The sequence below is a fragment of the Pirellulales bacterium genome (assembly GCA_019636345.1).
GTDB lineage: Bacteria > Planctomycetota > Planctomycetia > Pirellulales > Lacipirellulaceae.
Genome location: JAHBXQ010000002.1, coordinates 519,791 through 534,977, shown reverse-complemented (window position 1 = coordinate 534,977; position 15,187 = coordinate 519,791). Strand labels below are relative to the sequence as shown.

The window sequence follows — 15,187 nt, the reverse complement described above, 5'->3', positions numbered from 1 at the left end:
CGACTTGAGAGGCGGATTCTTGCTTCGTGCGGCCGCACCCCGACTTTTCAGACCACGCCGGACTCTTTCCGCGAGTTACGGCCTTAAGCGGCGGGAACTTGTCCCTCTCCCTCCTGCTGGTCGCCTCCATTTTGTCCGCCGCCGGGGCCGCCGCCGCGACCTTGGCCGCCTCCCTGGCCTCCGCCCTGACTGGGCCGCAGCAGCATTTGGTCAGGGGGCGCGGGCGCCGCGGACGGCATGCGGATGAATCGCCGATACACGACCACGTGGCGTTCCTCAACGAGTTTGCGCTCGAGCTGCGCGTTCTGCTGCGCTTCGACTGCAGCCTCGTACGAGGTCTCCAGCACCCGGAGCGTTGCCTCGATCCCCACGGGCAAGCCGGGCGTCACGGTCGGGTCCCATTGCTCCAGCAGGTTCGTGCCGTCGAAGTACGCGAATTTGAGTTCGAGGATCTCCGGCGCGAGGAGTTGCGTGTCGGCCTTGGCGGGGAGCTCGAGCGTCGACCCTCCCACCGGGGCGGACGACGCGATCGATCCGATTCCGCTGCTCGATTGGGCGGTCCTCGCGGCGGCGGTGGCGATTGCGTCGCGGTAGAGCCCCGAGATTCGCTTCGTCGGTTCGGCCGTCGCACCCGCGGCGGCCAGCGCGGCGGCCGTCCGGCGATCCTCGTCGAGCAACCAGTACCGCACCGTCGCGGGGAAAGTCTCGGCGGCGGTCGGCTCGGCGGTTTCGAGTTGCCGGGTCAGGCGTTCCCACCCGCGCGCGGCGCCCCGGTCGAAGCGAAGCTCCGTCGCCGTGCCGACGAACGGAGCTGCTTGCGATGAGGAGGGTGACGACGATCCGGTCGGCGATCCCTGCTGATCCGTCGCCCCCGCGCCGGCGCCCGGGGACGCCCCGCCGGAGTCGCCGCCCGCGCCAGTTCCCGAGCCGCCGCTGCCCCCCGCGCTGCGCGGCGGCGGGACGACGCGCAGCGCCTGCAGGTCCTGGTCGAGCCGGTCGAACACGGCCCGCGCGACCTGGGCCGCCTCGACGCGCGAGCGGCTCGAATCGACGCGGAACATAAACAACTCCATCGCCGTTGCGAGGAGATACAACACCCCCGTCGACAGCGCAAGCGCCAGGACGATTTCCAGCAGCGTAAAGCCGCGGGACGCGGCGAATCGACGCGTTGCGTTCACAGACTGCCTCCGCCTGATCCGCCGCCGGCCGACGACGAACTCGCATCCGCCGACGGCGAGATCTCAGCGAACCACCGCACGAGCCGATATCGCACCGGGTTGAATTGCTGTTCGAGGTCCTGCTCGACGAGCACCTCGACCGGGACGATCCCGATGATCTGCGATGTTCCCACGGCCACCGAGCAGACCCACGGGCCGTCGGTCGCGACCGTTTCCGGATCGACGGCCGACAACGGCTGCCGAGTGACCGACGCGAGATCGGCGTAGCCTGATTCGAGTTCGTCCATAACGCTCAGGGCGAGGAGTTCGGCCTGGGTCTCGGCCCGGGCGTCGACGGCGCCGCGGTTGGCCATTCGCATGATTTCGCCCAACAGCGCCACAGCGCCCCCCAGGATCGCCAGCGCGAGGATCACTTCCAGCAGGGTGAACGCCTGGCGACAATGCGTGCGACGAGTCTTCATGGCGTCCTCGGCTGGGTTGCGTCGTGACGCTGAAGCTCGGTGGCGCCCATGACCAAACTCGCCCGTCCGACGGCAGTGAGCCCGCGAAGGGTGATCCGCTGGTACTGCTTGCGATCGGTCGCCAAGGTGACCGCCGCGTCCGAAGAGCTGCCGTCGGGGAAGAACAGAATCGGCTGCGACCACTCGCCCCCTTGCGGGGCCAGCGAGGCGACCTCTCGGCGGCGGTCCTCCGGCTGAACCGAGACGATTTGCCCCGCATGGAACGTGATCTGCTCGGGGAGTTTGCCCTCGATCGGCTTGAGCTTCTCGGCCCCTGCCGCCGCGACCGTGGCCCCGGGCGGCGTCGCTCCCGCGGCCGAACCGACCGACGCCGCTGAGGGAGAGGACGTCGCCGGGCTCGCACCGGATTGCGGCGCCAGCGGATCCCAGAGTTCGACGCGGAAGCCGTCGCCGCTCAGTTGAAAGGTGAATTGCGTCACCTCGCCCGAGTCGATCGCCGCGATCCGCGCCTGCGACCACGCGGCGAGGACTCGATCGCCGCCGCGGCGCAGCCTCGAGGCAACGAAGGCGTTGTCGACCGTCGGCGCCGCGAGACTGCCGATGACCACCAACAGCACGAGCACCAAGAGGAGTTCGACCAGCGTGACGCCGCGGCGCGGCGTCACGACGCGTCGGCCTGGAGGATCGACGCACGCCGACGGGAGAGACTCCGCCGCGTTACGCCCCTCCCAGCCCCTCCCCGGCGAGGGGAGGGGAGCCTCCGCGACTCGGCTCATTTCGTTTCCCAGTTGCCGATGTCGTCGTCCGTGCCGCTCTTGCCGTCGGGGCCGTTCGACCAGAAGTCGTACCCCGACGAGTTCTTCTTGCCCTGGGCCGAGTATTGGTAATCGTTCTCCCAGGGATCCTTCTTAAGCGGCGTGAGGTAGGGGCCCCCCCACTTCTCGGCCTGCTCGGAATCGCTCGGCTTCTCCCACAGGTCGGTCAGCTTCGGCGGATGCTTGTTGAAGTCGAGGTGATAGCGCCGCACCGCTTCGTCCACGAGCGACAACTGCGCCCTGGCGGCACGGATGCTGGCCAGGTTCTGCGTGCCGGTGAACATGTTCACGGTCAGCGAGCCGATGATGACCAGGATGATCAGCACCAGCAACACTTCGATGAGCGTAAAACCCGCGGCCGTGGATCGCCGCCGCGTTTGCCCCTTGCCTCGTTCCATTGCCTCAATCCTTTTTGTCAAGAGCCGCTAAGCGTTCGTCGAGCGGGCGACTAGGGATCGGAGCGATCCCTGGAACGCGCTTGGCGGCAAGTCAAACTCTCTGGCAATCCAACCCGCGTCGGGCGTGGCCAGTTTCCCGATTTTAGCACACTGGCGCCCCATTTTCGTGGCCCAGTTCACCGTCGCTACATCGCCATGGCCGATTTCAGCATGGGCAAGAGCAGGGCGATCACGATCACCAGCACCGCCGAGGCGAGCGCCAGCAGCATGACCGGCTCCAGCAATCGCACGAACAGGTCGAGCCTTCGCCAAGTCTCCCGCTCCAGCGAGTCGGCAATGTCCGTCAGCACCGTTTCGAGCGTGTTGGACTGCTCGGCCACGCCGACCATCTCGACCACGTTGGGGGGAAAGTGGCCGCTTGCGGCCAGCGGGGCGGCCAACGATTCGCCCGCGGTGATATTGTCGGCCGCGTCGTTGATCGCCTTGGCCAGGACTCGATTGCCGGTCGAGTCGGCGCTGATCTTCAGCGACCGCACGATCGGCACGCCTCCCGAGAGCAGCGTTCCCAACACGCGGCAGAACCGCGCCACGGCGAAGTTGCGATAAATGAGCCCGGCTTGCGGCAGCCGGAGTCGCCAGCGATCAAGGAACCAGCGTCCTTCGGCAGTTTGAATTTTGGCCCGCGCCGTAAGCACGAGTCCCGCGATCCCCAGAGCGATCCACAGTCCGTACTTGCCGACCGCGTCGCTCAGAACGAGCAGCCAATCGGTGAGCGCCGGCAACTCGCCGCGAGCGCGCAGTCGGGCGAACAGCTCCTCGAACTTCGGCACGAAGAAGATCACCAGCACGGTGACGATCGACACGCCGAACACGGCCAGAAAGATGGGATACGCCAGGGCTCCCATCACGCGGCTCTTGAGTTCTGCCTGCTGGTCGGTGAACTTGGCGACGCGTTCGAGGGCCTCCTCGAGGAACCCCCCTTCGCCGCCGGCGCGAACGATGCTGCGCGACAATTCGTTGAACGCCCGGGGATGGCGGGTCATCGCCTCGGCGAGCGAGTCCCCTTCGGTGACGCGGGCGTGCAGGTCGCTGGAGATCTCCTTGAGCGACGCATTGGACGATTGGCCTCGCAGCACCTCCAGCGAACGCAACAGCGGCACGCCGCTGCGCAGCAAGGCCGCCAGCTGGGTGTAGAACTGCGACATCGCCTGCGGTCGGACCTTGAGCCCGCCGACCTGCGGCTTCTGCCCCCCGGCCGCTTTGACCTGCATTGGAAACAGGTCCTTGGCCGCGAGCGCCGCAAGCGCCTCGCGCTGCGTCGCCGCCGCGAGCAAGCCCTCGACGCGCTGCCCCCGCTGATCGCGAGCGATGTAGGCGAAGTCAGGCATCAGCGGGAAGAAGCGTCAATTGGGGATGGATCATGGCGAATTGCCAATGGAAACAGGGACACGGCAAATTACGGAAGCGAGCGGCCGTGGGTCCGACGACCGTCGAGCGACGAAGACCTTCGCCCCGCTCGACAAATCCGAAAAAACAAATCGAACTCGGCAATTCCTGTTGGGTTCGAGCCAACTTGCACTCGATCTACAGCCTGTCTCCCTTGGTGACGCGGAGCACTTCGTCGACCGTGGTTCGGCCTTCGAGCACCTTGAGCCAGGCGTCCTGGCGAAGCGTGCGCATGCCGTCGGCGACCGCCGCTTTGCGGATTTCCCAACTGCTGGCCCGGTCGTGAGCCAGTTGCCGGACGGATTCGGACGTGGGGCAGAGTTCGAAGATGCCCTGCCGACCCGCGAACCCGCCTCCTCGGCACTCCCGGCACCCGCCGGGGCGGTACAACGGCAGGTCGAGCTTGACGAACGAATCCCAAGGAAAGTCGGGCGGCAGGTCGTCGCGAATCGGATCGAACGGCTCGCGGCACTTGGGGCAGAGGGTCCGCACCAAGCGCTGAGCCATGACCGCCTCGACCGTGCTCGCCACGAGAAACGGCTCGATCCCCATGTCGACCAGTCGCGTGTAGGCGCTGGGAGCGTCGTTCGTGTGGAGCGTGCTGAACACGAGGTGCCCCGTGAGCGACGCCTGGATCGCGTTCTCGGCCGTCTCGAAGTCGCGGATTTCGCCCACGAGCACCACGTCGGGGTCATGCCGCAGAATCGACCGCAGCGACGCCGCGAACGTGAGTCCGATCTTCGGGTGAACCTGGATCTGATTGATTCCTTCGAGCTGGTACTCGACCGGATCCTCGGTCGTGATGATCTTGGTGTCTTCGCTCTTGATGTGCAGTAGCGCGCTGTAGAGCGTGGTCGTCTTCCCCGAGCCGGTCGGTCCGGTGACGAGCACGATGCCGTGCGGCATTTGAATGAGCTGCTCGAACTGTTCGTGCAACGTCCGCTCCATCCCCAGCTTGGCGAGCGAGAAGTTCATGCGGCCCTTGTCCAGAAGCCGCATCACGATCCCCTCGCCGTGCAGCATGGGGATCACCGACACGCGGACGTCGACCTCGCGACCATGGACTTTGAGCTTGATGCGACCGTCTTGCGGGAGTCGCTTCTCGGCGATATTGAGCCGCGCCATGATCTTAAGGCGGCTGATGATCGCGGCTTGAAAGCGATTGATCTCCGGCGGGGTCGGCTGCGCCTGCAGCAAACCGTCGATGCGGTACCGAACCCGGACCCCCGAGGGTTGCGACTCGATGTGGACGTCGCTGGCGCGGCTGTCGATCGCTTCGAGCAAAATCTCGTTGACCAGCCGCACGACCGAGGCTTCTTGGACTTGGGCGGAGATCTCAGCGTCGTCGACCTGCAATCCCTCGACGAGTTCGACCTCTTCCTCCTCGCGCTGGGCGAGGAGACCTTCGATGGTTTCGCTGCCGACTCCCAGGTGGGCCTTGATGCGTTTGGCGATGTGCTCGCGGGTGGCGAGGATCGGCAGCACGGGAACGCCGACCGCGGCGGCCGCGTCGTCGAGCGGAAACAGGTCGAGGGGGTCGCTGGTGGCCACCACCATTCCCGCCCCGGTCCGCCGCACGGGGAACATCGCGTGCCGATGGATCAGCTTTTGCGGAAAGCTCGCCAGGAGCGAGAGGTCGACCTCGGCGGATTCGAGATCGAGAAAGTCGATCCCCAATTCGGACCCAAGAGCCCGCAGAGCGGCTTCCTCGGGGACCATGCCCAGGTCGACGGCGCGCTGGTCGACGCGTTCGCCGTTGGTGCGCGACTGATCGGCCCGGACGAGATCGTCGCCGGTCACCAGCCCGTGTTTAAGGAGTATCTGTCCTGCGTCCATCAGCGCCTCGGGAGGAGTCGCGAGACCCCGGTCTCTGTCGCCCCCATTATTGACTCCCCGCGATCGACCGGCAAACGGGCCGGAAGGGGTCAAGTCGCCCTGCGGGTGGAGTTTCGCTCCGATTGCGTGGGATTCAGTACGTCGGCCCCGACAAGAAGCCCCGGCATCCGCAGCTCGGCGCACGGGGCCTCCCTGGGACCGATGCTCCTGACGGCTCGATTTGTTCGACCTTGGGCCGCGCGAAAAACGGAACGCGGCGAAGAGATCCAATGCAGGAAGCCCGCGCGATGCGAAAATCCCGGCTGGTCGTCGCGCCGCATCATCTGATATTCTGACATGCCGCTGCCAGCGACCCCGCCATATCCCCCCGCTTGCCCTTCCTGCCTCTGGGGTGTCAATGATCGATCCTGAAGAACTGATGCGCGTGGCGATCGAGACCTGCCGCCAGGGACTCGCCAAGGGGCAGAGCCCCTTCGGATGCGCGATCGCCCAAGGCGATCGCATTATCGCTCGCAACCACAACACGGTCGTGCTGACGACCGACATCACGGCTCACGCCGAGGTGAACGCGATTCGGGCCGCGAATCGCGAAATCAGCGATATTTTTCTGGAAGGGGCAATCGTCGCGACGACCTGCGAACCTTGCCCGATGTGCATGGCGGCGCTCCACTGGGCACGGGTCGACACGGTGTATTACGGCGCCACGATCGGCGACGCCGAGAGTGCGGGATTCAACGAACTGCAACTGCCCGCCGCCGAACTGCTGAGCCGGGGCGGGAGCAAGTTGAAGCTGATCGACGACACCCTCCGCGACGAATGCCGACAACTGTTCGCCGACTGGCTCGCCGACCCCGCTCGAAAGGTCTATTGAGGCTTGAGTCGGGAGCCTCAAGACTCAATCCCCAGGCCTCAAGACTCAAGTCTGAAGACTCGCCATGATCACCAAACTCGCGCTCGCCCAGGATTGGTTGCCGCGATATACGGGAATGCCGCTCGAGGAGTTCGGCGACTTCATCCTGCTGACGAACTTTCGCACGTACGTGGACAAGTTCGCCGAAAAGTTCGACTGCCGGATCTACGGCGCCGACCGGCCGATGCAAGCCGCCAGCAACAAGGACGGGCTGACGATCATCAACTTCGGCATCGGGTCCCCCAACGCCGCGACGGTGATGGACCTGCTGACCGCCAAACACCCCAAGGCGGCGCTGTTTCTCGGCAAATGCGGGGGGGTGCATCACTCGACCGAAATCGGCCACTTCATTCTGCCGATCGGCGCCATCCGCGGCGAGGGGACCAGCGACGACTACCTGCCGGCCAAGGTGCCGGCCTTGCCGTCGTTCAAGCTTCACAAGTTCGTCTCGCAGAAGCTGGTCGAGCGGCATTTGGAGTACCGCACGGGGGTCGTCTACACGACGAACCGCCGCGTCTGGGAGCACGACAACACGTTCCGCCGGCAGTTAGCCGACTACACCCCGATTGCGATCGACATGGAAACGGCGACGGTGTTCGTCGTCGGCCACTGCAACCAAATCGCGCGCGGGGCGCTGCTCTTGGTCTCGGACTTGCCGATGACCCCCGAGGGGATCAAGACCCAGGCGAGCGACGCCCGCGTGACCCGCGACTGGTCGAACGTCCATCTCGAGATCGGGATTGAGTCGCTCAGCGAGATCGAAGAGAAGGGCGAACAGATTAAGCATTTTCAGTATTGAGGGGGGCGCTCGCTCCGCCGAAAGCCGCCGTCCGCTTGTCCCAAGGTCCCGTCGTCCTCCAGTCCCTTCGTCCCCAAGCGCCCCCGCGAGGAACGCTCCCTCCATGGCCGACTTCAAAGTCACCGAACTTGACGAGAATCTCGACTTCGACGCACTCTCTTACTGGGACGTCGTGATCATCGGCGCCGGGCCGGCGGGGTTGGCGGCGAGCTTGACGACGGCCCACCGCGGACTGACCACCCTGGTGATCGAGGCCAAGGATCGCGCCGGCGGGCAGCCGCAGTTTCTCTATCCCGACAAGAAGATCGTCGACATCCCCGGCTTTCCCGACGGCATCAGCGGCGAGGAACTGTCGGACCGCGTCTATCGGCAGGCGGTCGACGCGCTCGTGCAGTTTCGCTTCAACGACGAGCTGGTCGCCGTCGAGGACACCGACCAGACCGAGCGCGACGATCCGCTCAAACGGGTGATCGCCAAGAGCGGCGCCTATCTGTGCCGCAAGGTGATCATCGCCTGCGGGCTGCTCCACTTTCCGCGAAGGCTGCCGGTGCTCGATGCGCTCGAATCGCGGAGCGTGTATTACAAGGTTCCCAAGATCGGCGACTACAACGGCGCGCGGGTCGTCGTGATCGGCGGCGGGGACTCGGCGATGGACGCCGCGGTGATGGCCCTCGATCGCGGCGCGGCGGTCGACGTCGTCGTGCGCGAGGAGACGCCGATCGCCAAGGCCGACACGGTCGATCGGGTCCGCGACAGCGGGGGACGCGTCCACCGCCTGTGCGAGGTCGCCTCCGCGGCCTACGACGGGGGGGCGATCGCAGCAACCCTCACGTCCGGCGAAGTTCTGGCCGCCGACTACGTCATCGTACAGATCGGCTTTTTGTCCGCGAAGGAGACTTTTCAACGGCTCGATCTCCGGCTGAACGAAGACGGCAGCATCGCGATCGACCCCTATTTCGAGACCAGCCGCCGGGGGATTTTCGCGGTGGGAGACGTTCACGGCGACATCAAACTGGTGACAGTCGCTTGGGCCGAGGGAATCCAGGCCGCGATTTACGCCTTCAAGGAGATCACCAGCCCGTACTGGCTCAACGAAAAGCGGCTTAAGGACCAGAAAATCGCCATGATCGGCGATAAGATTAGCCAGGCGGCGCGGGGCCGGTAATCGGGTATGCTCGCGAGGGTCACGCCCGGGGTGTAAGGACGACGCGGTATGGAATTCACGGCGGAAAACAAACACGGGATGCGGGCCAAGTGGTGCTCACTGGGCGCCACGCTCATGGAATGGCACGTCCCCGACCGCGACGGCGAATTCGCCGACGTCGTCCTGGGCTTCGACGCCGAACTGGAATACCTGGGCCCCGACAACCAGTACTTCGGCTGCACGACCGGTCGGTACGCGAACCGGATCGCCGGCGGAAAATTCGTCCTCGACGGGGTCGCCTACAAACTGGCTGCCAACAACGGCCCCAACCACCTTCACGGCGGCGTCGACCGCAGCCTTAGCCGGGTCGAATGGAGCGCGGAACCGTTCGAGGACACCGGCGCCAGCGGCGTGAAATTTTCGTACGTCAGCCCCGACGGCGAAGAGGGCTATCCGGGCGAGTTGACAACGACCGTCACCTACACGCTGACCGACGCGGGAACGATCCGCATCGAGTACGAGGCGACCTCCGACGCCCCGACGCCGGTGAATCTCACAAATCACAGCTACTTCAATCTCGCCGGCGCGGGGGCTGCGACGGTTCTCGACCACGAGTTGCGGCTCGACGCGGATCACTACACCCCCAAGGACGCCACGGGTATTCCCACCGGCGTCGTCGCGAGCGTCGAGGACACCCCGTTCGACTTCCGCAAGCGAAGGAAACTGGGCGCGCGGATTGCCGAACTGACCGGGCACGAAGCCGACGGATACGACCACAATTACGTCCTCAACGGCCAGTTGGGGACGCGGCGATTGATCGCCGAGTTGTGGGAGCCGACTTCGGGCCGCGTGCTGCGGTGCTTCACCGACCAGCCGGGGGTGCAGCTCTACACAGGCAACTTTCTGTGGGGGCAGACCTGCAAGGGGGGGCAGGTGTACGCAAAGCACTCGGCGGTTTGCCTGGAGACGCAGCACTACCCCGACAGCCCCAACCACCCCGACTTTCCGTCGACGACCCTCCGCCCAGGCGAGACGTACCGGCAGGTGTGCGTCTACGAAATCGGGGTCGAGGCGGAGTAGCGTTGGGGGAAGCAGCGAAGGGGAGACGATGGCGGCTTGTATCCGCCCTCCCCCCTTCATCCCTTGCTTCACTCGTTGCTGCGGATTTCCAGGATTTCGAACCGGTTCACGCCGGCAGGGACCTCGATCGCGACTTGTTCGCCGACTTTCTTCCCCAGCAACCCTTGGCCGATCGGACTGTTGACGAGGATCTTCCCTTCGTCGTAGTCCTCCTCGCCGGCGCCCACCAGGGTGAACACCTCGCTCTCGCCGAAGTCGAGATCCTTGACGACGACCGTGGCGCCGAAGACGACCTGCCCCTTGGGGAGCAACGCCGGGTCGACGATCTCGGCCCCGGCCAGCTTCGCCTTGAGCAGGTTGATTTTCGCCTGCAGCAGCCCCTGGCTCTCGCGGGCGCCGTGGTACTCGGCGTTTTCCTTGAGATCTCCCTCGGCTCGGGCGGCGGCGATCCGCATCTCGATCTCGGGCATCTGGACGTTGGCCAGTTCTTCCAGCTCGGCCTTGAGCTTGTTGTAACCGGTCCGGGTCATGGGAGTGCGTTCGGCCATGGCGGGCTCGCAATCGTCAAATCGGCGCGAGCGACGTCCCCGCGGGGGACGACTCGCAAACTAGGTGACTCGCCAAACAAAACGGGTCTCCCCAACGGAAGACCCGGCTGCAACAGAGTCCATTGTGAGCGCACGAGATTCGTGTGTAAAGACGGGTAAAAACCGCCCAGCGCTGCTGTTGAGCCAAAAAAATCGACCGCGCTTGTGCCCCGTCGACTTGCCCGCCTGCTCAAAAAGCCGCCGAGGCGGATTCGACAAACGAAAACGGCAGGGGGAACCATCGGTTCCCCCTGCCGCAAGTTCGAACATGCTCAACCGATCGCTCGCTCTAGCGACGTCGCCGGATCGCCAGGGCCGCTCCGGCCAGTGCGAGCAGGCCGAAGGTCGCCGGCTCGGGAATCACTTGAGTGGAGTTCATGTCACGAAATTCAGTTCCGACTCGAATTTCGTCGAGCACGAGCACGCCAGCCGGTTGGAAATTGGCTCCCCCGACGGTCCCTGATTGATTGCCGACGAACGGCCGCAAGCCGCCGACGCCAAGCAGCGTTCGATAGTTGGTGTCGGTGCCGATGATCGTGGCCACGGCGTCGGCGTCAAGAGGAGCAGCACCGGTCGGATCGGGATCCAACCAAAGTCGCATGTCTTGGTTGCCCCCGGCGCCGTTGTAGTCGATGCGAACGACCGCCCAGTGGAGATCATTCCAGGGATAAGTCGCAGCGCCAACGGTTTCCGGCCCGCCGCCGGCCACGCCACCGGCAGGATTGTAGGCGCCTTCTCGCTGCGCACCCGATCCGTCGGGGATGATCGACCAGGTGTTGTCGCTGGCGGCTGACGAGTTGCCGATGCCGGTCAACTCGTCGTTCAGCCCGGCGTTAAACAGGCTGACGTTCACTCCGCGCGGATAGGGGTTATTGAGCCAGTTGGAGCCGGCGCCCGTGCTGGTGTCGTTCGCAGCGCCTTGTCGCTGAGCGAGGAAGCTCACCCACAAGCTGCCGCCGGAGCCTTCCTGGGCGGCGATTGCAGCCTGAGCCTGAGCGCTGAACGTTCTTGCCGGCTGGGTCGTCCCGCTGGCGCCAGTGATCATGGCGTGCCCGCCTTGGGTGACCAAGCCCGCAGGGCCTGCCAAACTGCCCGCTTGGATTGAGGTGCTGCCGGCAGGAACGTTGGCAAGATTGTTCTCGCGACCCGTCCAGGCGGCGTTGAATCCTTGCCCGCCCGACTGGCCTGTCAATTGGGAACCGACGTTGTAGTCAAACGGTTCGTACACCAAGAGAACGGCCTGGGCCGACGAGGTCGCCCAGACGGCGACCGCGCATGCGGCCAATGTGAATAGATGACGTCGCTTCATGATGTCTCCCGGGGGTTGAAAAGCCAGCAAGTCACAAGATCACCCTCTCCCGGATGCCGGGACAAAGACCAGACCACGGCCCGACGGAACCGTTGCAAAATGCTGTCAGCGCAGACTACGCAATTAAAGAAGAGCGGCGCGGCCAAGCCCCGCAACGACCCGATGCACTGAGGGTCGATCACGCGGGCAACCGCATGAACTCAAGCTAAACCGAGCGCTGAGCTGCGACAATGCGATATAGCGAAAACTGCGCCCCAATATGCGAAAACGCAGATGAGGCATCGAAGCGCTCGACGCGGCGTGCGCAAATTCGACCCTCGTTGCAAAGAGAGCGACGAGTCTCGCTGGCAAGCGGCTTGCTCGACGGGACGTTCCCAGCGGGAAGCCAGTGCGAAACCGCTCAGCACGGCTTTTCCAGCCCGCCGCTGCGCGGCGGCGGTTCGGCTACTCGCCGAGGTACAGGATCCGGCCGCACGATTTGCAGGAGACGGCCTTGTCCATCATCAGGTCGTTTTCCATCTGCAGCGTCACCTTCTGCCCGCATCCCTGGCAGACGCCCCCGGCCATTTCGGCCATCCCCTCGGAACCCTTGCTGCGGATCAGGCGGTTGTACTCGGGGCGGAAATCTCCGGGGAGCTTCTTTTCCGCTTCAACCAGTTCCTGCTCCAGTCGGGCCACGTCGCCCGTGACGACTTGCGACTCGGCCGCGACCGTGTCGCGCGTCTTGGCCAACTCGGTCCGGCCTGCAGCGACGTTCTTCTCCGCCTCGGCGACGGCCACCTGCAGCGCGTCGACCTTGTCGAAAGCCTCCAGGATCTCGTCCGCCAGTACGCTGCCGGCCATCTCGGTGGCGGCGATCTGGTCGACCAGAGCCTGATACTCCTTGTTGCTCGCCGCGGCGTTGAGTTTGACCTTCAACTCGGCAACCTTGGTTTCGTTCGCCTTGAGGTCAAGTTGCTTGCGATCGATGCGCAGCTTGGTCTGCTTGACCGCGTCCTGGGCCGCAGCCAGGGCAGCCTCCATCTGTTCGACGTTCCGCTGGTGGACTTGGATCCGGCGGGGTCCGCGGTCGAGTCGGTCGCGCAAGTCGGCCAGTTGCGTGTGAATGCGATGCAATTGCCGGAGCAATTCGGCGGTCAGGGCCATCGGGAGTCGACTCCGGGAGCAGCGGCAAGAGAGGCGGCGGGCCCCTGCATTGTAGCGGAGTCGTCTGAAACGCCACAGGCGCCGACGCCGACGGGCTTTCAAGCACGAAGCCGCCGATTCTGCCCAACGAATCTCGTGCAAAAGCCAATCTTGCGACAAAGGCGCGAAGGCACAAGAAAGTCCGCGCAGGTCCTCGTAATCCCGAGGGCATGAACAAACCGAGGGCCCCGCGTACGTGGCCGCGGGGCCCTCGGCGTCGGTTTTCGATTCTCCGGCAGCGGCCTTACGCCGCGGCTCGCAGGGCGGCGGCTTCCTCCTGCGGGAACAGCGGCAGCGTCGCCGGCATATCGTCCCAGACCTCCTCGGGAGCGATCACGGGGCTGTCGGCCACGTATTCCTCGAGTTCGCTGCTGCGGACCGGGTTTTGCAGCTTCGAGATCGCTTTGGCCTCGATCTGCCGGACCCGTTCGCGCGTGACCTTGAAGATCCGCCCCACCTCCTCGAGCGTGTAGCAGTAGCCGTCGTGCAGCCCGTACCGCAGCCGCACGATCTCGCGTTCGCGGTAGGTGAGCGTCATGAGAAGCCCGTCGATCTTTTCCCGCAGGATGCTGTTGTTGGCCAGCTTGAGCGGGTTATCGGCGTGGCCGTCCTCGACGAACTCGCCGAAGCTGCAATCGTCTCCCTCGCCGACCGGTCGGTCGAGGCTGACCGGCGTGCGGCCGATGTCGAGCACATGGAGGCTCTCGTCGAGATCGATCCCCGCGGCCAGGGCGGTCTCCTCGTTCGTGGGCATCCGGCCCAGTTCGTGCTGCAGCCGCTTGGCGGTCTGCTGCAATTTGCTGAGCACGTCGATCATATGGACCGGGATGCGAATCGTGCGGGCCTGATCGGCGATCGCCCGGGTGATCGCCTGGCGAATCCACCACGTGGCGTACGTCGAGAACTTGAACCCACGGCGATACTCGTACTTGTCGACCGCCCGCATCAACCCGGTGTTCCCTTCCTGGATCAAATCCAGAAAGCTCATCCCCCGGTTGCGATACTTCTTGGCGATCGAAACGACCAACCGCAGGTTGCCGCTGGAGAGCTCGCGTTTTACGCGTTCCAGTTCGGTGAGCTGTCGGCGCAGGAGCCGACAGCGGTCGCGCAAGCTGCGGGGGGATTCCAGCGTCTGCTGCATCAGGTTCCGCAGTTCGTTGCGGACCGGGCGGATTCGGGCCGCGCCGGCGCCCTGCTCGAGGAGTTGCTTGAGCTGGGCGCTGAGTCGGTCCATCCGGCGGGAGATCTCTTCCAGTTCGTTCATCAGCGGCTGCACCCGCCGCGTCCGGAGGCTGAGCTCCTCGACGAGCTTGAGCATTTTGCGGCGTCGGCGGATGAATCGCGCGCGGGCCGCGGATTTCTCCTCCGTCGGCGCCGACTTGCTGGTCAACACGCCGTAGTCCTCGCGCTGAGCGTGCATCAACGCCCGCAAGGTCGGCAGGTTGCGCGGCATGCGAGCCGAGATCTCGGACTTAGTCAGGCGCTCGGTGAGCGACACCTTGATCGTCCGATCGAACGGCAGCTCGCCGGCGTGGACCCGTTCAAGCACTTCGACCGTCTTCTCCAAGGCGAAGAACGACCGGAGCACGTTGCGGCGGAACCGCTTGCGGCAGAGCTCGATCTTTTTGGCGAGCGAGATTTCCTCGTCGCGCGACAAGAGCGGAATCCGACACATCTGCGACAGATACATGCGGATCGGGTCGTCGGTCAGCTTCGGCAACTCACTGGGCAGGAGCGCCGAGGCCGCGTCGTCGGCTGCGGCCGCGTCTTCGGCGACGCGCGCCGGGCGGGCCGGTTCGACCACCTCGATCTGCATGCCGTCGAGCAGCTCGAGCAGCAGGTCCATGTGCCGCGAGTGGGCCACCTCGTCCGGCAGGAACGAGTTCGCCTGATCGTAGGTGAGATGCCCCTGGGTCTGGGCGAGGGCGGCGAGGGCGCGAAGGCGCGCAGCGGTCTGGGTCATAAAAAACTCCTCCGGCACGTCCTGTGCACAAGAAAAGTTGCGGGGGATATGGCAAACCCGTCACCCGTCCGTGGGC

General features: G+C 65.1%; 14 protein-coding genes. 4 read left to right on the top strand and 10 right to left on the bottom strand.

What is annotated here, in order from left to right; all coding sequences use genetic code 11:
• Positions 1–83: 83 nt before the first annotated feature.
• The 6 genes from KF688_06010 to KF688_05985 form a co-directional block, all read right to left on the bottom strand.
• The gene (locus KF688_06010; GenBank protein MBX3425216.1) at positions 84–1,178 is read right to left on the bottom strand and encodes a type II secretion system protein; all 1,095 of its coding nucleotides are present in this window, start codon (positions 1,176–1,178) and stop codon (positions 84–86) included.
• Positions 1,175–1,639: a type II secretion system protein gene (locus tag KF688_06005; GenBank protein MBX3425215.1), complete on the bottom strand. Its 465-nt coding sequence runs from the start codon at positions 1,637–1,639 to the stop codon at positions 1,175–1,177. The genes KF688_06010 and KF688_06005 overlap by 4 nt, the downstream gene beginning before the upstream one ends.
• Positions 1,636–2,304: a prepilin-type N-terminal cleavage/methylation domain-containing protein gene (locus KF688_06000; GenBank protein MBX3425214.1), complete on the bottom strand. Its 669-nt coding sequence runs from the start codon at positions 2,302–2,304 to the stop codon at positions 1,636–1,638. Before KF688_06000 ends, KF688_06005 begins: the two co-directional genes overlap by 4 nt.
• Positions 2,305–2,411: 107 nt before the next feature.
• Positions 2,412–2,852, bottom strand: a complete 441-nt coding sequence (gspG, locus tag KF688_05995) for a type II secretion system major pseudopilin GspG (protein MBX3425213.1) — start codon at positions 2,850–2,852, stop codon at positions 2,412–2,414.
• 185 nt (positions 2,853–3,037) lie between these two features.
• Positions 3,038–4,240 (bottom strand): type II secretion system F family protein, encoded by a 1,203-nt coding sequence (locus KF688_05990; GenBank protein MBX3425212.1) that lies wholly within the window; start codon positions 4,238–4,240, stop codon positions 3,038–3,040.
• A gap of 196 nt (positions 4,241–4,436) precedes the next feature.
• Positions 4,437–6,134 (bottom strand): type II/IV secretion system protein, encoded by a 1,698-nt coding sequence (locus KF688_05985; GenBank protein MBX3425211.1) that lies wholly within the window; start codon positions 6,132–6,134, stop codon positions 4,437–4,439.
• Between the two features lie 397 nt (positions 6,135–6,531).
• Between KF688_05985 and KF688_05980 the strand changes: the two genes are divergently transcribed.
• The 4 genes from KF688_05980 (at position 6,532) to KF688_05965 (ending at position 10,067) form a co-directional block, all read left to right on the top strand.
• The gene (locus KF688_05980; protein ID MBX3425210.1) at positions 6,532–7,005 is read left to right on the top strand and encodes a nucleoside deaminase; all 474 of its coding nucleotides are present in this window, start codon (positions 6,532–6,534) and stop codon (positions 7,003–7,005) included.
• 64 nt (positions 7,006–7,069) lie between these two features.
• Positions 7,070–7,843, top strand: a complete 774-nt coding sequence (locus KF688_05975; GenBank protein MBX3425209.1) for an AMP nucleosidase — start codon at positions 7,070–7,072, stop codon at positions 7,841–7,843.
• Between the two features lie 103 nt (positions 7,844–7,946).
• Positions 7,947–9,008 carry an NAD(P)/FAD-dependent oxidoreductase gene (locus KF688_05970; GenBank protein MBX3425208.1) on the top strand — a complete coding sequence of 354 codons (1,062 nt, stop codon included), beginning with the start codon at positions 7,947–7,949 and terminating at the stop codon, positions 9,006–9,008.
• A gap of 48 nt (positions 9,009–9,056) precedes the next feature.
• Positions 9,057–10,067: a galactose mutarotase gene (locus tag KF688_05965; protein MBX3425207.1), complete on the top strand. Its 1,011-nt coding sequence runs from the start codon at positions 9,057–9,059 to the stop codon at positions 10,065–10,067.
• A gap of 68 nt (positions 10,068–10,135) precedes the next feature.
• Here KF688_05965 and greA read toward each other — a convergent pair whose 3' ends face one another.
• The 4 genes from greA to KF688_05945 form a co-directional block, all read right to left on the bottom strand.
• Entirely contained in the window at positions 10,136–10,615 is a 480-nt protein-coding gene (gene greA, locus KF688_05960; GenBank protein MBX3425206.1) for a transcription elongation factor GreA, read from the bottom strand.
• Positions 10,616–10,943: 328 nt separating this feature from the next.
• The gene (locus tag KF688_05955) at positions 10,944–11,963 is read right to left on the bottom strand and encodes a PEP-CTERM sorting domain-containing protein (protein MBX3425205.1); all 1,020 of its coding nucleotides are present in this window, start codon (positions 11,961–11,963) and stop codon (positions 10,944–10,946) included.
• A gap of 444 nt (positions 11,964–12,407) precedes the next feature.
• Positions 12,408–13,109, bottom strand: a complete 702-nt coding sequence (locus KF688_05950; GenBank protein MBX3425204.1) for a phospholipase — start codon at positions 13,107–13,109, stop codon at positions 12,408–12,410.
• Between the two features lie 283 nt (positions 13,110–13,392).
• Entirely contained in the window at positions 13,393–15,111 is a 1,719-nt protein-coding gene (locus KF688_05945; GenBank protein MBX3425203.1) for a sigma-70 family RNA polymerase sigma factor, read from the bottom strand.
• Between the last annotated feature and the right edge of the window lie 76 nt (positions 15,112–15,187).

Excerpts from the sequence above, each read along its gene's own strand:
- KF688_05980 (MBX3425210.1), top strand. The coding sequence starts at position 6,532 with ATGATCGATCCTGAAGAACTGATGCGCGTGGCGATCGAGACCTGCCGC.
- KF688_05985 (MBX3425211.1), bottom strand. The coding sequence starts at position 6,134 with ATGGACGCAGGACAGATACTCCTTAAACACGGGCTGGTGACCGGCGAC.
- KF688_05975 (MBX3425209.1), top strand. The coding sequence starts at position 7,070 with ATGATCACCAAACTCGCGCTCGCCCAGGATTGGTTGCCGCGATATACG.
- KF688_05945 (MBX3425203.1), bottom strand. The coding sequence starts at position 15,111 with ATGACCCAGACCGCTGCGCGCCTTCGCGCCCTCGCCGCCCTCGCCCAG.
- KF688_05990 (MBX3425212.1), bottom strand. The coding sequence starts at position 4,240 with ATGCCTGACTTCGCCTACATCGCTCGCGATCAGCGGGGGCAGCGCGTC.
- KF688_06005 (MBX3425215.1), bottom strand. The coding sequence starts at position 1,639 with ATGAAGACTCGTCGCACGCATTGTCGCCAGGCGTTCACCCTGCTGGAA.
- gspG (MBX3425213.1), bottom strand. The coding sequence starts at position 2,852 with ATGGAACGAGGCAAGGGGCAAACGCGGCGGCGATCCACGGCCGCGGGT.
- greA (MBX3425206.1), bottom strand. The coding sequence starts at position 10,615 with ATGGCCGAACGCACTCCCATGACCCGGACCGGTTACAACAAGCTCAAG.
- KF688_05965 (MBX3425207.1), top strand. The coding sequence starts at position 9,057 with ATGGAATTCACGGCGGAAAACAAACACGGGATGCGGGCCAAGTGGTGC.
- KF688_05955 (MBX3425205.1), bottom strand. The coding sequence starts at position 11,963 with ATGAAGCGACGTCATCTATTCACATTGGCCGCATGCGCGGTCGCCGTC.
- KF688_05950 (MBX3425204.1), bottom strand. The coding sequence starts at position 13,109 with ATGGCCCTGACCGCCGAATTGCTCCGGCAATTGCATCGCATTCACACG.
- KF688_05970 (MBX3425208.1), top strand. The coding sequence starts at position 7,947 with ATGGCCGACTTCAAAGTCACCGAACTTGACGAGAATCTCGACTTCGAC.